This is a genomic window from Staphylococcus haemolyticus, from assembly GCF_006094395.1.
Lineage (GTDB): Bacteria > Bacillota > Bacilli > Staphylococcales > Staphylococcaceae > Staphylococcus > Staphylococcus haemolyticus.
This window is the reverse complement of the sequence record NZ_CP035291.1, coordinates 1,192,048-1,210,708: the sequence shown is the minus strand read 5'-3', so window position 1 is coordinate 1,210,708 and position 18,661 is coordinate 1,192,048. Positions and strand designations below refer to the sequence as shown.

Annotated in this window: 16 protein-coding genes, 1 riboswitch and 1 other annotated feature; all 16 genes read right to left on the bottom strand. The window is 32.0% G+C overall.

The genetic code is table 11. The annotated features are described in order from the left end of the window. Positions 1–7: 7 nt before the first annotated feature. The 16 genes from clpX to polA all read right to left on the bottom strand — a co-directional run bounded on the left by clpX (position 8) and on the right by polA (position 18,507). Positions 8–1,270, bottom strand: a complete 1,263-nt coding sequence (gene clpX, locus EQ029_RS05830; protein WP_016930840.1) for an ATP-dependent Clp protease ATP-binding subunit ClpX — start codon at positions 1,268–1,270, stop codon at positions 8–10. A gap of 157 nt (positions 1,271–1,427) precedes the next feature. Beyond that, positions 1,428–2,732, bottom strand: coding sequence for a trigger factor (gene tig / locus EQ029_RS05825; protein WP_016930839.1), 1,305 nt, complete (start codon positions 2,730–2,732; stop codon positions 1,428–1,430). A gap of 158 nt (positions 2,733–2,890) precedes the next feature. Continuing rightward, positions 2,891–3,814, bottom strand: coding sequence for a hypothetical protein (locus EQ029_RS05820; protein ID WP_057504826.1), 924 nt, complete (start codon positions 3,812–3,814; stop codon positions 2,891–2,893). A gap of 12 nt (positions 3,815–3,826) precedes the next feature. Next, on the bottom strand, positions 3,827–4,435 hold the full coding sequence (locus tag EQ029_RS05815; protein ID WP_037558152.1) for an NUDIX domain-containing protein: 609 nt from the start codon (positions 4,433–4,435) through the stop codon (positions 3,827–3,829). Between the two features lie 150 nt (positions 4,436–4,585). Beyond that, on the bottom strand, positions 4,586–4,942 hold the full coding sequence (gene rplT / locus EQ029_RS05810) for a 50S ribosomal protein L20 (RefSeq protein WP_011275545.1): 357 nt from the start codon (positions 4,940–4,942) through the stop codon (positions 4,586–4,588). A 54-nt stretch (positions 4,943–4,996) separates the two neighbouring features. Next, on the bottom strand, positions 4,997–5,197 hold the full coding sequence (gene rpmI, locus EQ029_RS05805) for a 50S ribosomal protein L35 (protein ID WP_002448990.1): 201 nt from the start codon (positions 5,195–5,197) through the stop codon (positions 4,997–4,999). 27 nt (positions 5,198–5,224) lie between these two features. Beyond that, positions 5,225–5,752 carry a translation initiation factor IF-3 gene (gene infC, locus EQ029_RS05800; RefSeq protein WP_029376631.1) on the bottom strand — a complete coding sequence of 176 codons (528 nt, stop codon included), beginning with the start codon at positions 5,750–5,752 and terminating at the stop codon, positions 5,225–5,227. 22 nt (positions 5,753–5,774) lie between these two features. Continuing rightward, positions 5,775–5,902 (bottom strand) — a sequence feature (ribosomal protein L20 leader region). A 63-nt stretch (positions 5,903–5,965) separates the two neighbouring features. Continuing rightward, positions 5,966–7,459, bottom strand: a complete 1,494-nt coding sequence (locus EQ029_RS05795; RefSeq protein WP_016930836.1) for an amino acid permease — start codon at positions 7,457–7,459, stop codon at positions 5,966–5,968. Between the two features lie 159 nt (positions 7,460–7,618). After that, positions 7,619–7,794: riboswitch (Lysine riboswitch) on the bottom strand. Between the two features lie 49 nt (positions 7,795–7,843). Next, complete coding sequence (thrS, locus tag EQ029_RS05790) at positions 7,844–9,781, bottom strand: threonine--tRNA ligase (RefSeq protein WP_011275541.1); 1,938 nt, start codon at positions 9,779–9,781, stop codon at positions 7,844–7,846. Positions 9,782–10,084: 303 nt separating this feature from the next. Then, positions 10,085–11,005 (bottom strand): primosomal protein DnaI, encoded by a 921-nt coding sequence (dnaI, locus tag EQ029_RS05785; RefSeq protein ID WP_011275540.1) that lies wholly within the window; start codon positions 11,003–11,005, stop codon positions 10,085–10,087. After that, positions 11,006–12,391 (bottom strand): replicative helicase loading/DNA remodeling protein DnaB, encoded by a 1,386-nt coding sequence (gene dnaB / locus EQ029_RS05780; RefSeq protein WP_011275539.1) that lies wholly within the window; start codon positions 12,389–12,391, stop codon positions 11,006–11,008. It abuts the gene before it with no gap. Next, entirely contained in the window at positions 12,392–12,862 is a 471-nt protein-coding gene (gene nrdR, locus EQ029_RS05775; RefSeq protein ID WP_011275538.1) for a transcriptional regulator NrdR, read from the bottom strand. 255 nt (positions 12,863–13,117) lie between these two features. Beyond that, positions 13,118–14,143 (bottom strand): type I glyceraldehyde-3-phosphate dehydrogenase, encoded by a 1,026-nt coding sequence (gap, locus tag EQ029_RS05770; protein ID WP_016930835.1) that lies wholly within the window; start codon positions 14,141–14,143, stop codon positions 13,118–13,120. 220 nt (positions 14,144–14,363) lie between these two features. Continuing rightward, positions 14,364–14,972: a dephospho-CoA kinase gene (gene coaE / locus EQ029_RS05765; protein ID WP_011275535.1), complete on the bottom strand. Its 609-nt coding sequence runs from the start codon at positions 14,970–14,972 to the stop codon at positions 14,364–14,366. Between the two features lie 16 nt (positions 14,973–14,988). Beyond that, on the bottom strand, positions 14,989–15,861 hold the full coding sequence (mutM, locus tag EQ029_RS05760; RefSeq protein WP_011275534.1) for a bifunctional DNA-formamidopyrimidine glycosylase/DNA-(apurinic or apyrimidinic site) lyase: 873 nt from the start codon (positions 15,859–15,861) through the stop codon (positions 14,989–14,991). Positions 15,862–15,876: 15 nt separating this feature from the next. After that, positions 15,877–18,507: a DNA polymerase I gene (gene polA, locus EQ029_RS05755; RefSeq protein ID WP_037558148.1), complete on the bottom strand. Its 2,631-nt coding sequence runs from the start codon at positions 18,505–18,507 to the stop codon at positions 15,877–15,879. Positions 18,508–18,661: the final 154 nt, after the last annotated feature.

Sequence of the window (18,661 nt, the reverse complement as noted above, 5' to 3'; positions counted from 1 at the left end):
AACTTAATTATGCTGATGTTTTACTATCATTTAATATGTTACCTTCAGAATCGTATAATTCTGGGTCAACTTCATCATTAATTGTTTTATCAGTAATAACAACTTTAGTTACGTCTTCTGATGAAGGAACATCATACATGATATCGATTAATGCTTCTTCAATGATAGAACGTAATCCACGTGCTCCTGTTTTACGCTCAATAGCTTTCTCACTTACCGCAGCTAATGCTTCTTCGGTAAATTCTAACTCAACATTATCAAGTTCTAACATTTTAGTATATTGTTTTACTAAAGCGTTCTTAGGTTGCGTTAAAATGTTTTTAAGCGCTTCTACATCTAATGTTTCTAAGTTAGCAACTATTGGCACACGACCAATAAACTCAGGTATTAAACCATATGATTGTAAGTCTTCTGGGCGAATTTGTTCTAACAATGCTTCTTCATCGTATTTATCCGCTTCATTACTTGCAAATCCAATCACTTTTTCTCCTAAGCGACGTTTAATTACTTCATCGATGCCATCAAACGCACCACCTAGAATGAATAAGATATTTGTTGTATCAATTTGTATTAATTCTTGGTTTGGATGTTTACGTCCACCTTGTGGAGGCACACTTGCAGTCGTTCCCTCCAAAATTTTAAGTAAGGCTTGTTGAACACCTTCACCAGATACATCACGTGTAATTGATGTGTTTTCAGATTTTCTAGCAATCTTATCAATTTCATCAACATAGATAATACCTTTTTCAGCTTTATCAATATCGAAGTCAGCTGCTTGAATTAATCGTAATAAAATATTTTCTACATCGTCACCAACGTAACCTGCTTCAGTTAAACTTGTAGCATCTGCAATAGCAAATGGAACGTTTAAAGTTTTAGCTAATGTTTGTGCTAATAGTGTTTTACCGCTACCAGTTGGTCCTATTAACGCAATATTACTTTTTTGTAACTCAACTTCATCTTCATTAGGTCCTAATTGTTGGATACGTTTATAGTGATTATATACTGCAACTGCTAAAGATTTTTTAGCTTTTTCTTGACCAATAACATATTCATTTAAATGATCCATAATTTCTTTCGGTGTAGGCAGTTCAGTAAATTCTTCAGAAGTCGTTTGAGCTAACTCTTCTTCTACAATTTCTGAACATAGTTCGATACACTCATTACAGATATATACGCCACTTCCTGCGACTAATTTCTTAACTTGGTCTTGGTCCTTACCACAGAAAGAACATTTTAAATTTTCTTCATCTTCATTGAATTTAAACATTCATTTACACCTCTATTCTTAAACGACTATACTAGATAGCATTCTACAATGCAAATTCATGGTTAACAACTAAAATGCTTAAAACATAGAGTAGCAGGTTACATATATTGATGCACCTGCTACTTTAAATTTTAATTATTAATTTAACAATGAATTATTATTTATCTTCTTTAGTAGATTCAACGTATTTAGCATTGTCTCTAAGTAAGTCAATTACTTTTTGGATACGTACATCATTTTTAATAATGTCAGTATTACCTAAAGTATTTTTAATATCTTCAACTGAGATATTAAATTGTTTACTCATTTTTTCTAATTCTTTATCGATATCTTCATCATTTGCTTCAATATTTTCTTTATCGGCAATAGCTGAAAGTGTTAAGTTTGTTTTAATGCGTTGTTCTGCATCATCTTTCATTTGTTCTCTTAATTGAGATTCATCTTGACCTGAAATTTGGAAGTAAGTTTGTAAATCTAATCCTTGTTGTTGGATTCTTTGACCAAATTCTTGAACCATACGATCTAATTCAGTGTCAATCATTGCTTGAGGAATATCGATTGTAGCATTATCAGTTGCTTTATTAATTGCTTCTTCTTTTTCAACATTTTCAGCTTCCTCAGCTTTTTGTTCTGATAAACGTTTGCGTAAGTTTTCTTTGTACTCATCAACACTGTTAGCATCTGAATCTAATTCATTTGCAATTTCATCATCTAATTCAGGTACTTCTTTATATTTAATTTCATTTACTTTAGTTTTGAAAGTAGCTTCTTTGCCAGCTAATTCTTCAGCATGATATTCTTCAGGGAAAGTTACAACTACATCTTTTTCTTCACCTGTTTTAACGCCTACCAATTGATCTTCAAATCCAGGAATAAATGAGCCTGAGCCAATTTCAAGATCATAACCATCTGCTTGTCCACCTTCAAATTGCTCGCCATCAACATAGCCATCAAAGTCAATGTTTACTGTATCTCCATTTTCAACAGCACCATCTTCTTTAACTACCATATCAGCTAGGTGTCCTAGGCTATGGTCAATTGCTTCTTGTAAATCTTCATCAGTTAATTCTGAATCTTGTTTTTCTATTTCTAAACCTTTGTAATCACCTAATTGAACTTCAGGTTCAACAGTTACAGTAGCTTCAAATTCAAAATCTTTACCTTTTTCAATTTGTGTAACATTAACTTCTGGTTGAGCTACTGGATTGATTCCAGTTTCATCAATAGCTTCACCATATGCTTCAGGTAATAGAATATCTACCGCATCTTGATATAATGCTTCTACACCGAAACGTTGTTCAAAGATAGGACGAGGCACTTTACCTTTACGGAAACCAGGCACGTTAATTTGTTTAACTACTTTTTTAAATGCTTGATCTAATGCTTTGTCTACTTTTTCTGCTGGAACTGTAACTTTTAATAATCCTTCGTTACCTTCCTTTTTTTCCCAAGTTGCTGTCATGTATAAATACCTCCATGATTACATTTTTATTTTTTCAACTTCCCTATTATAGCACACGTCCTATACGGACACAAACAGTCTTTTATAGGGTTTAAAACACTTTTAAAATTCAATAATCTAACTTTAACGAATTAATTTAACAATATAAAATAATTTGCTCAAATTTGACCATCAAGACTATTAATAAAATTTAATATTTTTAAACTATCTTCATTAGTTTGTATACCAATCATTGATTTAAAGTAAACATCATAACCAGTAATCCAATCATCACAAGTGTATAAATCGAATACATTAAGTGGATATAGTAATATAGCATGATTATTCATGGTATGTATTGCTTCATCAATGATATTGAGTGCTCCATTTTCTAGCTTATCAATTACTCGAGGAATTACTTGAGTTTTAAGTTCAGTATGTTCCAAACCATTAAGCTCATTAGGAATAACGTTAACTGAATAATTCATCTTGTTAATATTAATTGGTGTATTGTAGCCAGCAAATCTTAAAAATTCTAACATTAAACTTTTTAAATTGTCTGCCTCAACCTCATTAGATAATAAAAAGGCTATAGTTTCTTTAAATTCATAATGCCCATTATCAATTAATTTAAGAACTAATTGTATTTGTTCATTCACATTGAGTGTATTAAATTTAGCCAATGATTGGCTTGTGATATGTTTATCTTCATTGAGTTGAGATTGAGCATATTCCTTTAATGGAAATAACGCCATTCTTGTTTTATGACTTTGAACTTCGTCTATAATTTGATTGATAACATTTACAGACTCATAATACTGACCTAAGCCATTTAACGCCTTGATATAATATAACATTAACTCATCATACGCTTGAATGCCTCTTTTTAAAAGTACAATAGCTTCTTCTCTTAACTCCAAAAACGAATTCAAATGATATAACATATCACATTTAATTAAGGCTAATGTCTCATCTAGTTCAAATTGTGCTTCATAATCTTCAATTAATTGATATACTGTTTCGTAATGTTGACTGTTATGAGATGATTTAATATCTTTATACAATTTTTGTTGTAGTTTTGGAAAAGGGATGATGTCTGACATGTTGTATCCCTCCTATAAATCTTTTAAAATTAATGCACTCCATGTTTCAAATTCATCATTATTATCAATACGCTCTTTTTCTAACCATTGAATTTTTAATGTATCTGTTTCACGTACTTCAATATCATTTGAGTTAACTTTAATTTTAAAAACTACACCTATATGTACTTTACCCACATCGTTTGTATCATCATTTATAAAACCTATATATTCCAAATTCTGAGAATTAGCTTCTAATAAACCGACTTCTTCTTCTAGCTCTCTTTGAGCATTTACCCTTAAAACTTCATTTACAGAATTTGCGCCAATCACATCATTCATGTGTCCACCTACACCGATAGAAGATTGACCATGTAAACGTGACTCTCCACCACCACTTAATCTTTTGTATACTAATATTTCATTTTTCTCATTTTCTAAAAGACAATATGATATTAATTGTTTATATGAAGGATCTTCTTCCATATCTCCACGTCTTTTAACTTCATAATTAGAAAAAGTATTAAATATCGCTTCACCTTGTGGATCATTTTTAGTTAAAAAGCCGTTAAAAGCATTTGACTCTTGTTCAAAAAGGATATCTCTTGGTACAACTATAATTTGCTCATCATATTTAGACATAGTGTTCTCCTTACAATAATTTCTTAATTAGCATTTTATCAAACTCGATCACCAAAGAACAAATAAAGGTGCATTAACGATTTATAATTTCAATTCTTAATTATTTGAAAACAAAAAAAGATGACTTCAAAGTCATCTTTTATAAATCAATTATTTTAAAGCTTCTTTAGCTTTTGAAACTAACTCTGCGAAAGCTTTTTCATCTGAAATAGCAACTTCAGAAAGCATTTTACGGTTAATATTGATGTCAGCTTTTTTCAAGCCGTTCATTAATCTTGAATAGCTCATGTCATGTTGACGTGCAGCTGCGTTAATACGTGTAATCCATAATTTACGGAAATCACGTTTACGTTGACGACGGTCACGGAAAGCGTATTGACCTGATTTCATTACTTGTTGTTTTGCTACTTTATATAATGTGTGTTTAGCACCGAAGTAACCTTTAGCTAATTTAATCGTTTTTTTACGACGTGCTCTTGTTACTGTTCCACCTTTAACTCGTGGCATATTAAATTCCTCCTTAGATATAACAATTAATTATCGTACATTTATCAATTACAATTATTTTTTATAAGCTAATAATTGTTTTACTCGTTTCATATCGCTTTTAGAAACTAATTTAGCTTTACGTAATTTACGTTTTTGTTTAGTGTTTTTATTTGCAAATAAGTGTGATGTGAAAGCTCTTGAACGTTTTAATTGACCTGAACCAGTTCTTTTAACACGTTTAGCTGCTCCACGGTGAGTTTTCATTTTTGGCATGATTCATTTCCTCCTAATAATAGTGAATTATTTTTCGTTAATAGGCGCTAACATGATAAACATTTGACGCCCTTCCATTTTAGGTTTCTGTTCAACAGTGGCAATATCTTTACATTCGTCAGCGAATTTTTCTAATACGCGCTGACCAATTTCCTTATGAGTGATTGCACGACCTCTGAAACGAATAGAAACTTTACATTTATCGCCTTTAGATAAGAATTTACGACCATTTTTCAACTTAGTTTGGAAATCATGTTCCTCAATAGTTGGACTTAGGCGTATTTCTTTAACATTGATAACTTTTTGTTTCTTTTTCATTTCTTTTTCTTTTTTCTGCTGTTCGAATTTGTATTTACCATAATCCATAATTCTTGCAACAGGTGGTTTAGCATTTGGTGCTACAACTACTAAATCTAATTCAACACGTTCAGCCATTTCTAATGCTTCTCGTTTTGATTTAACACCAATTTGGTCACCATTTTGGCCAATTAAACGTAATTCTTTAGCGCGAATCTTTTCGTTAACTTGCGTTTGATCTTTTGCTATGGTTGACACCTCCCAAAATTTTACGAAATTTTCCAAGCAAAAAGAGCGAGCATAGAATGCCCGCTCTTCTCTCATACACATATAATGTGTGACATGATTAACCTGCCAACTGCTTGATGCGTCGCTACAGGTGAGAAACGGGTGTTTCTACTTGGTACGTTTCGTATTCAACGTTAATAATCATATCAGTGTATATCATATAAGTCAACAATTATTTTAATATTAGTGATGTTTTACTTCATCCATTGAAACATCTTGTCTTAAATCTACTTTATCTAATGGAATTATCTTCGTTTTATATCTCAATTTATGATAAATAAAGAATACTAAGAAAACTGGGATTCCCATATATGTGATAATGAAGCGATTTAAATCGAAATGACCTGTTTTAATAAAATCAACATCTTGCCCGATTATGACAATCACACAGAGCAAGCCTGCGAATATAGGACCGAATGGGAACCATTTAGCTTTATACTTCAACTCCCTTTTACTATGATGTTGTTTTTCGAAAGCTCTTCTAAATCTGTAGTGACTAATTGCAATACCTACCCATGCGATAAAGCCTGTCATACCACTTGCAGCAACAATATATTCATATGCGTCACCACTTAGTTTTTGCACTAAGAAAATAATAACAACTAAAATCGCTGTCGCAAATAAAGATAAGTATGGCACACCATATTTATTCGTTTTACCAAATGAATGGAAAGCTAATTTATCTTTACTCATAGAATATAACATTCGTGTTGATGCATACATACCTGAATTACCTGCTGATAAAACTGATGTTAAAATAACTGCATTCATAAATGATGCCGCAAAAGCTAACCCAGCATTTTTAAACACGAGTGTAAATGGAGAAGTAGCAATATTATCATCGCCACCCATCAATGCATTACTATCGTAAGGGATTAACATACCTATAACAAATATTGCTAATATGTAGAATAATAATATTCTCCAGAATACTTGTTTAATAGCTTTAGGTACAGCGCGTTCTGGATTTTCAGATTCTCCAGCTGTAATACCAATTAACTCTGTACCTTGGAATGAGAATCCAGCAACTAGGAAGACGCCTAGAATTGATAATAAACTTCCACCTAAGTTACCACCTAGAATTGGTCCGTCACCTTTCGTAAATGTCTCGAAACCTACAAATTCTCCACCCATAATACCTAGTATCGTTAAAAGACCAATAATGATAAAGATAATGACTGTTACAACTTTGATTAAAGCGAACCAATATTCACTTTCACCATAAACTCTAACAGATAAAGAGTTTAGTGCGAATATAATAACTAAGAATATACAACTCCAAACCCATGCTGGAATACCAGCCATAGGTGTCCAATATTGAATGACTTGTGCAGCAATGGTTACATCTGCTGCAACTGTAATAACCCAGTTAAACCAATAGTTCCAACCTAACGCAAATCCTAAAGATGGATCTACAAAACGTGTTGCGTAAGTACTAAATGAACCAGACACTGGTAAATACGTTGCCATTTCACCTAAAGATGTCATGAGGAAGAATACCATAGCTCCAATAATCGCATATGCAATTAAAGCACCTAATGCCCCTGCATCGTGTATTGCTCCCCCAGAGGTCATAAATAATCCGGTACCGATACAACCACCCATTGCTATCATAGAAATATGGCGGTCCTTCAGTCCTCTTTTGATTCCATCATCTTGATTTTCGACTTTTTTCATAGAAGCTCCCTTTCTTACAGTAGAGGCTAACTAAAATAGTTTTGTTGTGTTATGCGATGATTATGAACGCATTCAAATTATACTTCCAAATAGTTTATAATTCTTTAAAGCATAAAAAAATGGTTGCATACCTTTAGATATGCAACCATCTGCTTAATCTATGTCGGTAGCACATCACAAATTGTGACAGTACAGTTTCTTTTCGATAACTGTCCCAACAAATGATAATTAAGGGTATCATTCATTTCGGCATCTTTACCTTCCACACTTTCAACATACGTTCCTTAATAACTTCTGAAGTGTTACTAATTAAAGACGCAACCTCTAACTCTTTTTTTAATTAACTATATAGTAATATACATTAAGCTATCATTTTTATCAAGACTATCTATGTTTTTTCAAACGAATTTCATCTACTAAATTCCAAATAAATTCATCTTTTTCAACTGTTTCTTGATCTTGAGAGCCGTATTTACGTACATTGACTTGATTGTTTTCAACTTCTTTATCACCAACAACTATTTGATAAGGTATTTTTTGCATTTGTGCTTCACGAATTTTGTACCCCATTTTTTCATTACGGTCATCAATTTCTACACGTACACCTTGTGATTTTAATTCATCTTGTAAATTTCTAGCATAGTCATAATGTAAGTCAACATTAACAGGTATTATTTCAACTTGTTTAGGTGCTAACCAAGTTGGGAATGCACCCTTAGTTTCTTCAGTTAAGAACGCTACAAATCGTTCCATAGTTGAAACTACGCCACGATGAATAACTACTGGACGATGATTTTCACCATCGCTACCGATGTATGTTAGTTCAAAACGTTCTGGCAATAAGAAATCAATTTGAGCAGTTGATAAAGTTTCTTCTTTACCCATAGCAGTCTTAACTTGAACATCTAGTTTTGGACCATAGAATGCCGCTTCACCAATTGCTTCAACATATGGTAATCCCATTTCATCGACTGCTTCTTTTAACATAGTTTCAGCTTTGTTCCACATTTCATCATCATCCATATACTTCTCTTTATCTTCTGGATCTCTGTAACTTAATCTGAATGTGTAATCTTCAAAGCCAAAGTCACTATATACTTCTTGAATCATGTTAACAACACGTTTAAATTCATCTTTAATTTGATCAGGTCTAACAAATATGTGTGAATCGTTTAATGTCATTCCACGTACACGTTGTAATCCTGATACAGCACCACTAGCTTCATATCTGTGCATAGTTCCTAATTCTGCAATACGGATAGGTAGTTCACGATAAGAATGAGGACGATTATTATAGACCATCATATGATGTGGACAATTCATAGGTCGTAATACCATTTCTTCTGTTTCATCTAATTTCATTGGTGGGAACATATCATCTCTATAATGATCCCAGTGTCCAGAAGTTTTGTATAACTCAACATTTGCTAACACTGGAGTATATACGTGGTCATAACCCATACTTACCTCTTTATCAACTATATAACGTTCAATTTCTCTACGAATTGTAGCACCATTAGGCAACCATAATGGAAGACCTGCACCTACTAATTGATTATTAGTGAATAGCTCTAAATCTTTACCAATTCGACGGTGATCACGCTCACGACGCTCTTCAAGCATCTCTAAATGTGCTTTCAAATCTTTTTTATCAAAGAATGCTGTACCATAAATACGCTGTAACATTTTGTTATTGCTGTCACCACGCCAATATGCACCGGCAGTTGAAAGTAATTTAAATTCTTTGATTTTTGAAGTTGAAGGAACGTGTACACCACGACATAAATCAGTAAATTCACCTTGCGAATACAAAGTAACACTTTCATCTTCAGGTATAGCGTCTATTAATTCCAATTTATAAGGATCATCTTTGAAGAATGATTTAGCTTCTTCTCTTGATACAACTTTACGTTCAATTTTATGATTTTCATCAACAATTTGTTTCATCGTTTTTTCAATTTTTTCAAAGTCATCTGACGAAACCTTTTCATCCATATCAAAATCATAATAGAATCCACCGTCTATAACAGGGCCAACTCCAAACTTAACATCCCCATATAAACGTTTTAAAGCTTGGGCCATTAAATGGGCAGTAGAATGACGTAAAACTTCAAGCGCTTCATCACTACCTGGAGTCACAATTTCAATTGAACCGTCTTCTTCTAACGGTCTAGTTAAATCGACCATTTGATTTTTAAATTTACCAGCAACCGCTTTTTTTCTTAATCCAGGGCTAATTGATTGTGCAATTTCTTCAGTTGTAATGCCTTTATCAAACGCTTTCGAATTTCCATCTGGGAATTGAACATTTATTTGATCCATTAGAAAACCTCCATAATTAAATTCTAATTTCGTTGAAATAAAAAACTCGCCCCTAAAAAAAGGGACGAGTTCGTCGTGGTACCACCCTAGTTATTTAGCAATAGCTAAATATCTCTACTTAAGATAACGGTCTTGAGCCGGGCATTGATTACCAACACCTAATGATGAAGGAGTAATAATTTAATTTATTAGCTAATCTCTCATCATACATTAGCTCGCTGTATAACATGGATTAAATTATCATATCTTCAACTATTTCAACGATTAAGATTTATCTTAATTATACAATAGTTATTTTAAATTTCAATTGTTTCTTAAATTTTTACCATCCAAATAATATGGCGTTGATAAAGATTTAATTCTTTCAATAATTCTAGCGGCTTTTGTTTCTTCCGCACCTTCACGTGTAATAGATAAATGATGTTCTAGCTCTTCAAAATTTAAATTCGATGAGAAAAACGTTGGTAGTTCTTGAACCATGCGATAGTGTAATAATGGTCCAATTACTTCATCTCTAACCCAAGGTGTTACTTCTTCCGCACCTATATCATCTATCATTAATATATTTGCCTCTCTTATTCGTTGTAACTTTGTTTCATAACTCCCATCTCTGAAACCACTTTTGAGTGTGCGAATATATTCAGGTAAATAAACAATCGTAGAAGCAACACTTTTAGCTTTAAGTTGATTGGCAATTGCACCTAGAATAAATGATTTCCCTGTTCCAAATGGGCCGTGAATATACATTCCTTTTACATTTTCTCCATTAACTAATTGTTTACAGATATCATTTACATTTTTAGCAATAACTAATCGGTTCAAATCAGTGTCATAAATATCTTTCATCTTAGCGTTTAATGTATCACGTTGCATATGGTGTGATGTGATTAAGTGAGAATTAAATCTTTCTTCATCGTGTTTAATTTTGCAAGGGCACATGTTATAACGTATTTTAATTCTATTATTGTCGATATATAATTCAGGAACATGACCCTTAACAAAGTTCGGACAATTTTCATAATCATGCCCATCATAATTTTTTTGTTGATCTTTATACTCTTGCAACACATTTAAGTCATTATCAATGATTTCATTGGTCAATTCAGATTGATGTTCATTTAAAAATGATTTAACATCAGGATCGTTAACGACTTGTTTTTTAATTTTAGCAATTCTTTTTTCTAAATCGCCATTTGATTTGATAATACTATTGAATGATTTCATTTAATCCTCCTCCCAATCGCGTTTTAGTTGTTCACGAAACGCAGCTCTTTCCTTTTCAAACTGTTCTTGTTCTTCTTTAGTCGTTTCTTTATCAGTTTTTTCTTGACCTCTATTTTTTAACCATTTAGGTGTTTTTTCTCTAGATACAATCTCACGTGATTTTGAATAACGCTTTCTTGATTGACGTTGGTCATTACCTTTATATTCTGATTTTGATTCATTTGCTTTTAACGCATAGTTATATGCTTCTTTTGCAGTCTTAATACCTAATTTTTTCCAATTAGATGCGATTTCTAAAATATATGTTTTAGGTAGTTTCATCTCATTTTTTAGCATTACAAATTGTAAAAGAATATTAATTACACCAAAGCTTAATTTTTCTCTTTCGACTAACTCTTCAATCATTTTCTTTTGTTGAAATGTTGGTTCTGATTCTGACCATGACGCCAACATATCTACTGGACTTGTTTCCTCTAACAATTGAAACCAATCATCATTGGAAGTTGGTTGACTTGAAGACACAGATTGATTGTTACTATTCACTTCATTATGATTACTTGCCTTAGGCTCTAATTCAGGTAATTGTTGATTATGTTCAATTAAATAATACGAACGTGCATGCTTTCTCATTTCTTCGTATGATAATTGTTGATTACTTGTAATAGAATTCAATATAATTCGTTTCATAGCATCTTCTGTTAAACCATACAATGTAGCCAATTGAACAATTAAATCTCTAGCTTCTTTAGTTATAATTTCATCGCTAATAAAATGATGACGTAGCATTTCTTTTAAAATCTCAAAATCAAATGATACATTGGATAAATCAATACCATGATATGGTTTTTCTTTTTTAATTGATGAAGCATCAATAGTAACGCTTGAGTGTGGAATTTTAAAAACATCAGTAAACTTGCGAGTTACTTGTTGAAACCCACTTAAATCAAAATCATGCTTTTTAAAATAATTTTTTAAGCTTTTAAAACGTTGTTTATCGACTTGGTTATATAGATAAATTGATAACATAGGATCATTAAAAAATTGATAGGCAGTTGGTGGTTGTATCAATTCGTAAATAAAAAATGATTGTCGTTCATCATGCTTTACATATGTTTTAAATAAACCGATTGCTTCCAATAAATCCATATACTGTCTAAATTCTGATAAATTCATTTTCAATTCATTCATTATTGTGTAATGCGTTAATGTGTCATCACTATTCACGAATTGGTTCATAAAGTGATATGTACCTATCGCTTGCGCGCCAATTAATGGCATATACAATCTATTAAGTATTTCCAAATGATTATGATTAAATTGGAACTGACGATACACTTTAAAACCGTCATGTGGACTCAAACCATACTCATACGATTGTAAACTCATTTATAGATCACTCCGTTTATTATCGTTCAAGATACCTTGCATTGATGCTAACAATTGATCAACATCTTTAAACTCTTTATAAACTGAAGCAAATCTCACATAAGAAACTTGATCGACATGCATCAACAGGTTCATAACATGTTCACCAATATCTCGCGAAGATATTTCAGTTTGTCCGCTATCACGTAGCTGCCATTCAACTTTATTAGTAATATCTTCTAATTGTTGATAACGTACTGGTCTCTTTTCACAAGATCTAACAAGACCATTTAAAATTTTCTCTCTTAAAAATTGTTCTCGAGTTCCATCTTTTTTTACGACAATTAATGGACTTACTTCTATATGTTCGAACGTCGTAAATCGAGTACCACAATTTTCGCATTCTCTTCTTCTTCTAATTGCATTTGCATCATCCGCATGTCTAGAATCAACTACACGCGAATGTGTTGAACTACATTTTGGGCATTTCATATCTTTCACCCTCTTGAATAGATTATGATTCATTATACTATAAAAGCATTCTTGACAAAAGAAGTCTAATTCTCATTTAAATTAAACTAAAACAAAAGTATCTTAATAAAAATCTAGTTTTATGCATAATATATTTCTTTAATGACAAGAATGCGTGAAAGTTTTAATACAAAATCACATAAAAATAAAATACGAGACTATCAAATCTTAGTCAAAAGATTTAACAGTCTCGTTTTAATTTATAGTGATATCTTATTATTTAGCCGTTGCAACATTTTCAGAGCCAATTAATTTAGCAATTTGTTGAGCAACTTCAACTACTCTATTTGAGTAACCCCACTCATTATCATACCATGCAATCACTTTTACTTTATTATCATCCATCACAATTGTGTTTTGAGCGTCAATAACTGCTGAATTAGGATTTGTATTGAAGTCCATTGATACTAGTGGCTCGTCTTCTACATCGAGAATACCATCTAGTCCAGCATTTCTGAATGCGTCATTGACTTGTTCAGCTGTAACATCTTCTTTTAAATCTACAACTAAGTCTACAAGTGACACGTTATTAGTTGGCACACGTAAAGCTAAGCCATGCAATTTACCTTCTAATTCTGGAAGTACTTCTTTTAAAGCTTTAGCTGCGCCAGTTGAAGTTGGAATAATACTTTCATTACATGAACGTGCACGACGTAAATCTTTATGCGGATTATCAATATTATTTTGATCGTTAGTAATCGCATGTACTGTTGTCATAAGACCGTTAACGATGCCAAATTTATCATTAAGCACTTTTGCTACCGGACCAATACAGTTAGTTGTACAAGATGCATTACTAAAAATGTCATATGTATCTACATCTAATTGGTTATCATTTACCCCTTTAACCACCATTTGTACATGGCCACCCTTAGAAGGACCAGTTAGTAATACTTTTTTAGCACCTGCATTAATATGGCCAATTGCTTTATCGCCATGGTTAAATTTACCTGTAGCTTCAATTACAATATCAATGTCTAAGTCTTTCCAAGGTAAATTTTCAGGGTTACGGTCAGAAACAAGTTTAATATCTTGTCCATCGACACGGATACCGTTCTCAATTGGTTCAACTTTTTTATCAAATCTACCATGAGTAGTATCGTAATTTATTAGATGCGCAATTGTTTCAGGTGGATAGCTTGCGTTAATCGCTACAACGTTTAAATCTTCTTTATGTAATGCGATTCTTAACACCATTCTACCTATTCTACCCATACCATTAATTGCAATATTTGTTGACATTTAAAGCACCCCTTGATTGTTTGTTTATATGTTATACTTTATAAAAATAGTGTAACATATTAATTTAAATTTGAAAGCGTTTTCCATTAATTTTAAAAAATTTTTTAATCGACAATATTTGGTTAACAAAAAAAGCTCTAATAGACTTATCTATGTAAAATTTAACATTTACATCATTCATCTATTAGAGCCGAAGCATAAATAATTGCTTAAGCAAATTTTATCTTTCTTTGTTAATAAAACCTTTATCAGTCAATAGCTGTTCTAAGTTTTGTTTCAGTTCCAACTTATCTCCTAAGTTATCTATAACATGGTCTGCCATTCTACTCTTTTTATCTATTGATATTTGACTATAAACGCGCGCTTTCGCATCCTCTAGTGACAATTGATTTCGCTCCATCAACCTCTCAATTTGAATACTTTCAGACGTGTATACTAACCATACTTCATCAACTGTATTTTGTAATTCATTTTCAAAAAGAAGTGGAATATCCATAATGACATCATAACCTTGATTAAGATATGATTGCTTTTCTTCTTCCATTATCTCTCTAACTATAGGATGCACAATATCATTTAACTCTAAACGTTTCTCTGGGTGATTAAAAACAATTTCACCTACATATTTGCGATCCATTTCACCTTCCTCAGTGATAGCACTATCACCAAAAGCTGCTCTAACTTGTTCTAAACCTTTAGTTCCTTTTGCAACAGCTTTTCTTGCAGCTATATCAGCATCTACAACTTTAAAACCAAATGCTGTTAATAACTCAGAAACCGTTGACTTTCCAGTGGCAATACCACCTGTTAATCCAATAACTTTTGGCATAAATATTCACTCACCTTTATTTCTGACAATGTGGACAAAAATGACTATTTCGCGATGCAATGACTTTTTGCTCAATGTCATGACCACATATTTTACATGTCTTTTGTTTATATACATTTAAGTGTAATTGCATTTCTCCTGTCTTGCCATCAGCATGACGATAATCAGAAATGCTAGTACCGCCATTATTTATACCCTCATTTAATACTTCTTGAACATAATAAAATAACATTTGTCGTTCTTGATTAGATACATCTTTTACTTTCCTCTCAGGTAAAACGCCTGCTCTAAATAACGCTTCACATGCATAAATATTTCCACAACCTGCTATCATTTTATGATCAAGCAACATTTGTTTAATAGGTTTGTTTTGGTATTTCTTAAGTTTAATCCGGTCTAAAAAATAGTTTAATGCATTGTCATCAAACGGTTCAGGCGCAATTTCAAGAAAAGCTGGATAATCATTATAAGTAGCCAGATTTCTTAGTTCACCAAATCGTCTAATATCAGAATAAACGAGTTGTTTACCATTATCTAAATGAAACACGACATGCCAATGTTTTCGATAATTAGGTGTACTAATATCTGATAATTTATCGACAATAAAAAATCCGCCTGCCATACCTAAATGACTTAATATAATACGCTGGTTGTTATTTTTTTCAATAGTGAAGACAATATATTTACTTCTTCTATCAATGGATTTTATTTTAAAACTTTCACTATTCAATCTGAAACCATCCAAATTAATTCCTTTAATAATTGTCTCTTTTCCTTGTTGTTTGCCCTCAATAACTTTGTTTGAAAATGTCACACTTTTAATAGTTGCATTCAATATATAAGGCTCTATACCCCTTTTAACGTGTTCAACCTCTGGTAATTCTGGCATTTCTAATTCCTCTTTCTATTTTGCATCATACCATGTAGATCCATAGTTAGAATCTACTTTTAACGGCACATCTAATTGTAATGCGTGTTCCATAATTTCCTCAACAAATAAACTAAAATCTTCAACTTCATTGGCAGGTACTTCGAAAATTAATTCATCATGTACTTGTAGTAATAACTGAGCATGATAAGACGTTTGTTTAATTTGTCTATCAAATTCTACCATTGCTAATTTAATAATATCTGCTGCACTACCCTGTATTGGAGTATTCATTGCCGTACGTTCAGCAAAACCTCTCAAATTAAAGTTCCTACTATTAATATCTGGTATATATCTGCGACGGTGCAATAATGTTTCAACATATCCATCTGCTTTCGCATCTTTAACAATATCAGACATGTATTGTTTTACACCTGGAAAACTTGCCAAATAATCATCTATAAATGCTTTTGCTTTTTTTCGAGTAATGTTTAAGCTCTGGCTCAAACCATAATCACTAATACCATACACTATTCCAAAGTTAACAGCTTTAGCCTGTCTTCGCATTAAAGCGTTAACTTCATTCGCTTCTACATCAAATACTTTCATCGCAGTAGCAGTATGAACATCTTTTTCATTGATAAATGCTTCTTTCATACTTTCATCTTGGGTAATATGAGCGAGTACACGTAATTCAATTTGAGAGTAGTCAGCTGATAATATCACACTATCATTTGAAGTAGGCTTAAAAGCTTTTCTAATCTTACGTCCTTCTTCAAGACGGACTGGTATATTTTGTAAATTAGGATCTACACTTGATAAACGACCAGTTTGCGCTAATGTTTGATTGAAGCGAGTATGAATTCTGTTATCTTTACTTATGACTTTTTGTAATCCCTCTACATAAGTGGATTGTAATTTTGATAATTGACGATATTCAAGTATATAGTCAATTATTGGGTGTTGACCTTGTAATTGCTCCAACACATCAACTGCAGTAGAATATCCAGTTTTTGTTTTTTTAATGACTGGTAGTTCTAGCGTTTCAAATAATACTACACCTAATTGTTTAGGAGAGTTAATGTTAAATTCTTCCCCAGCCGCTTCGTGAATATTACTTATTAGTAAATCTAATTTTCCTTGGATTTCTGACTGCATTTGTCTTAAGTCATTAATATCCGTATAAATTCCTGTTTCTTCCATTTCACTTAAGATACGTGCAAGTGGAAGTTCTAAATTCAACAATAGATCAATTTGTTGGTGCGATTCTAATTCAGCAACCATTTCAGGTTTGCAGGCATAAATTGCCTCTGTGATTGAAGCAATATGCTTATTTAATATTGTGTCTTCTGGGACATGTCTCTTTTTCCCTTTTCCATAAATTGAAATATCATCTTGGACAAAATTTTGATTATAATTACTTACTACAGAGTTTACATCATCTATCGTTCTTGATGGATCGATAATATAACTTGCTAACATAACATCAAATACAATATTTTTTATATCTATATCTAATCTATGCGCAACAACGTATGTTTTTTTAGCATCATAAACAATTTTTTCTGTAGTCTCATTCTCTAGCCATTTAATCAATTCAGGATATTCCTTTAGTTGATCGGAAGCTATTACAACATGGTCCACTCCATCATAAAATCCAAATTTTAAAATTGTATCCTGTAAGTAATTGGTACCATCTACTTCGATGTGAATCACAGCTTCTTTTAATTCTTTAAAATTTATGTTGTTAAAATCATTACTCACTTCAATGACTTTATCTTCGTGTTTCTCTTCAGTATTATTACTATCTATATCAGATAATAATTGTTTGAATTCTAACTTTTTGAATAATTCAATTTTATCTTTATTATCATCTTGATTTTTTAACACAGTGTCTTGTAATGTTACTTCAATTGGACTATTTTTATTAATCGTTGCTAAGTCTTTACTCATGAATGCGTCTTCACGACTATTTTCGAGTTTTTCTTTTAATTTTTTTCCAGAGACTGAATCTATATTGTCATAAACACCTTCAACTGTATTAAATTGTTTCAATAGCTTGATAGCTGTCTTTTCGCCTACACCAGCAACGCCAGGGATGTTATCAGATGCATCCCCCATTAGTCCTTTCATATCTATAATTTGATTGGGATTAAGTCCATCATATTTTTCAGCAATGAATTCTGGCGTATAATGATCAACATCTGTTACACCTTTCTTTGTGTAATAAATAGTAACATTATCAGTTGCTAACTGTGTTAAATCTCGATCCCCAGTAACTATAATCGTTTCAAACCCTTGGTCATTAGCTTCTTTACTTAATGTGCCTATAATATCGTCAGCTTCATAATTTTCTAACTCATAGTGTTTGATATGGTAAGTATCTAATAATTGTCGAATGTATGGGAACTGTTCGCTTAACTCAGGTGGTGTACTTTGTCTTCCGCCTTTATATTCACTATATTTTGAATGTCTAAATGTTGTTTTGCCGGCGTCAAACGCAACTAAAAAGTGCGATGGTTGTTCTTCTCTCATAATCTTTTCCAATAACATAGCAAAACCGTATACTGCATTCGTATGTATTCCTGCTTTGTTAGAAAGTAGTGGTAATGCATAAAATGCTCTAAAACTTAAACTATTACCATCAATTAAAACTAATTTATTCAATGCGTATACCTCCAGAGTGATTTTATTATATTTTAGCATATAACCTGAACCATAACGAATGTATGGTTTATACAAAAACTTTTCACACTCTCCATTACTTATTTAAATAAAAAAAGGGCTTTCATATCCTCAACCAAATTTTTGGTGCAAGTAT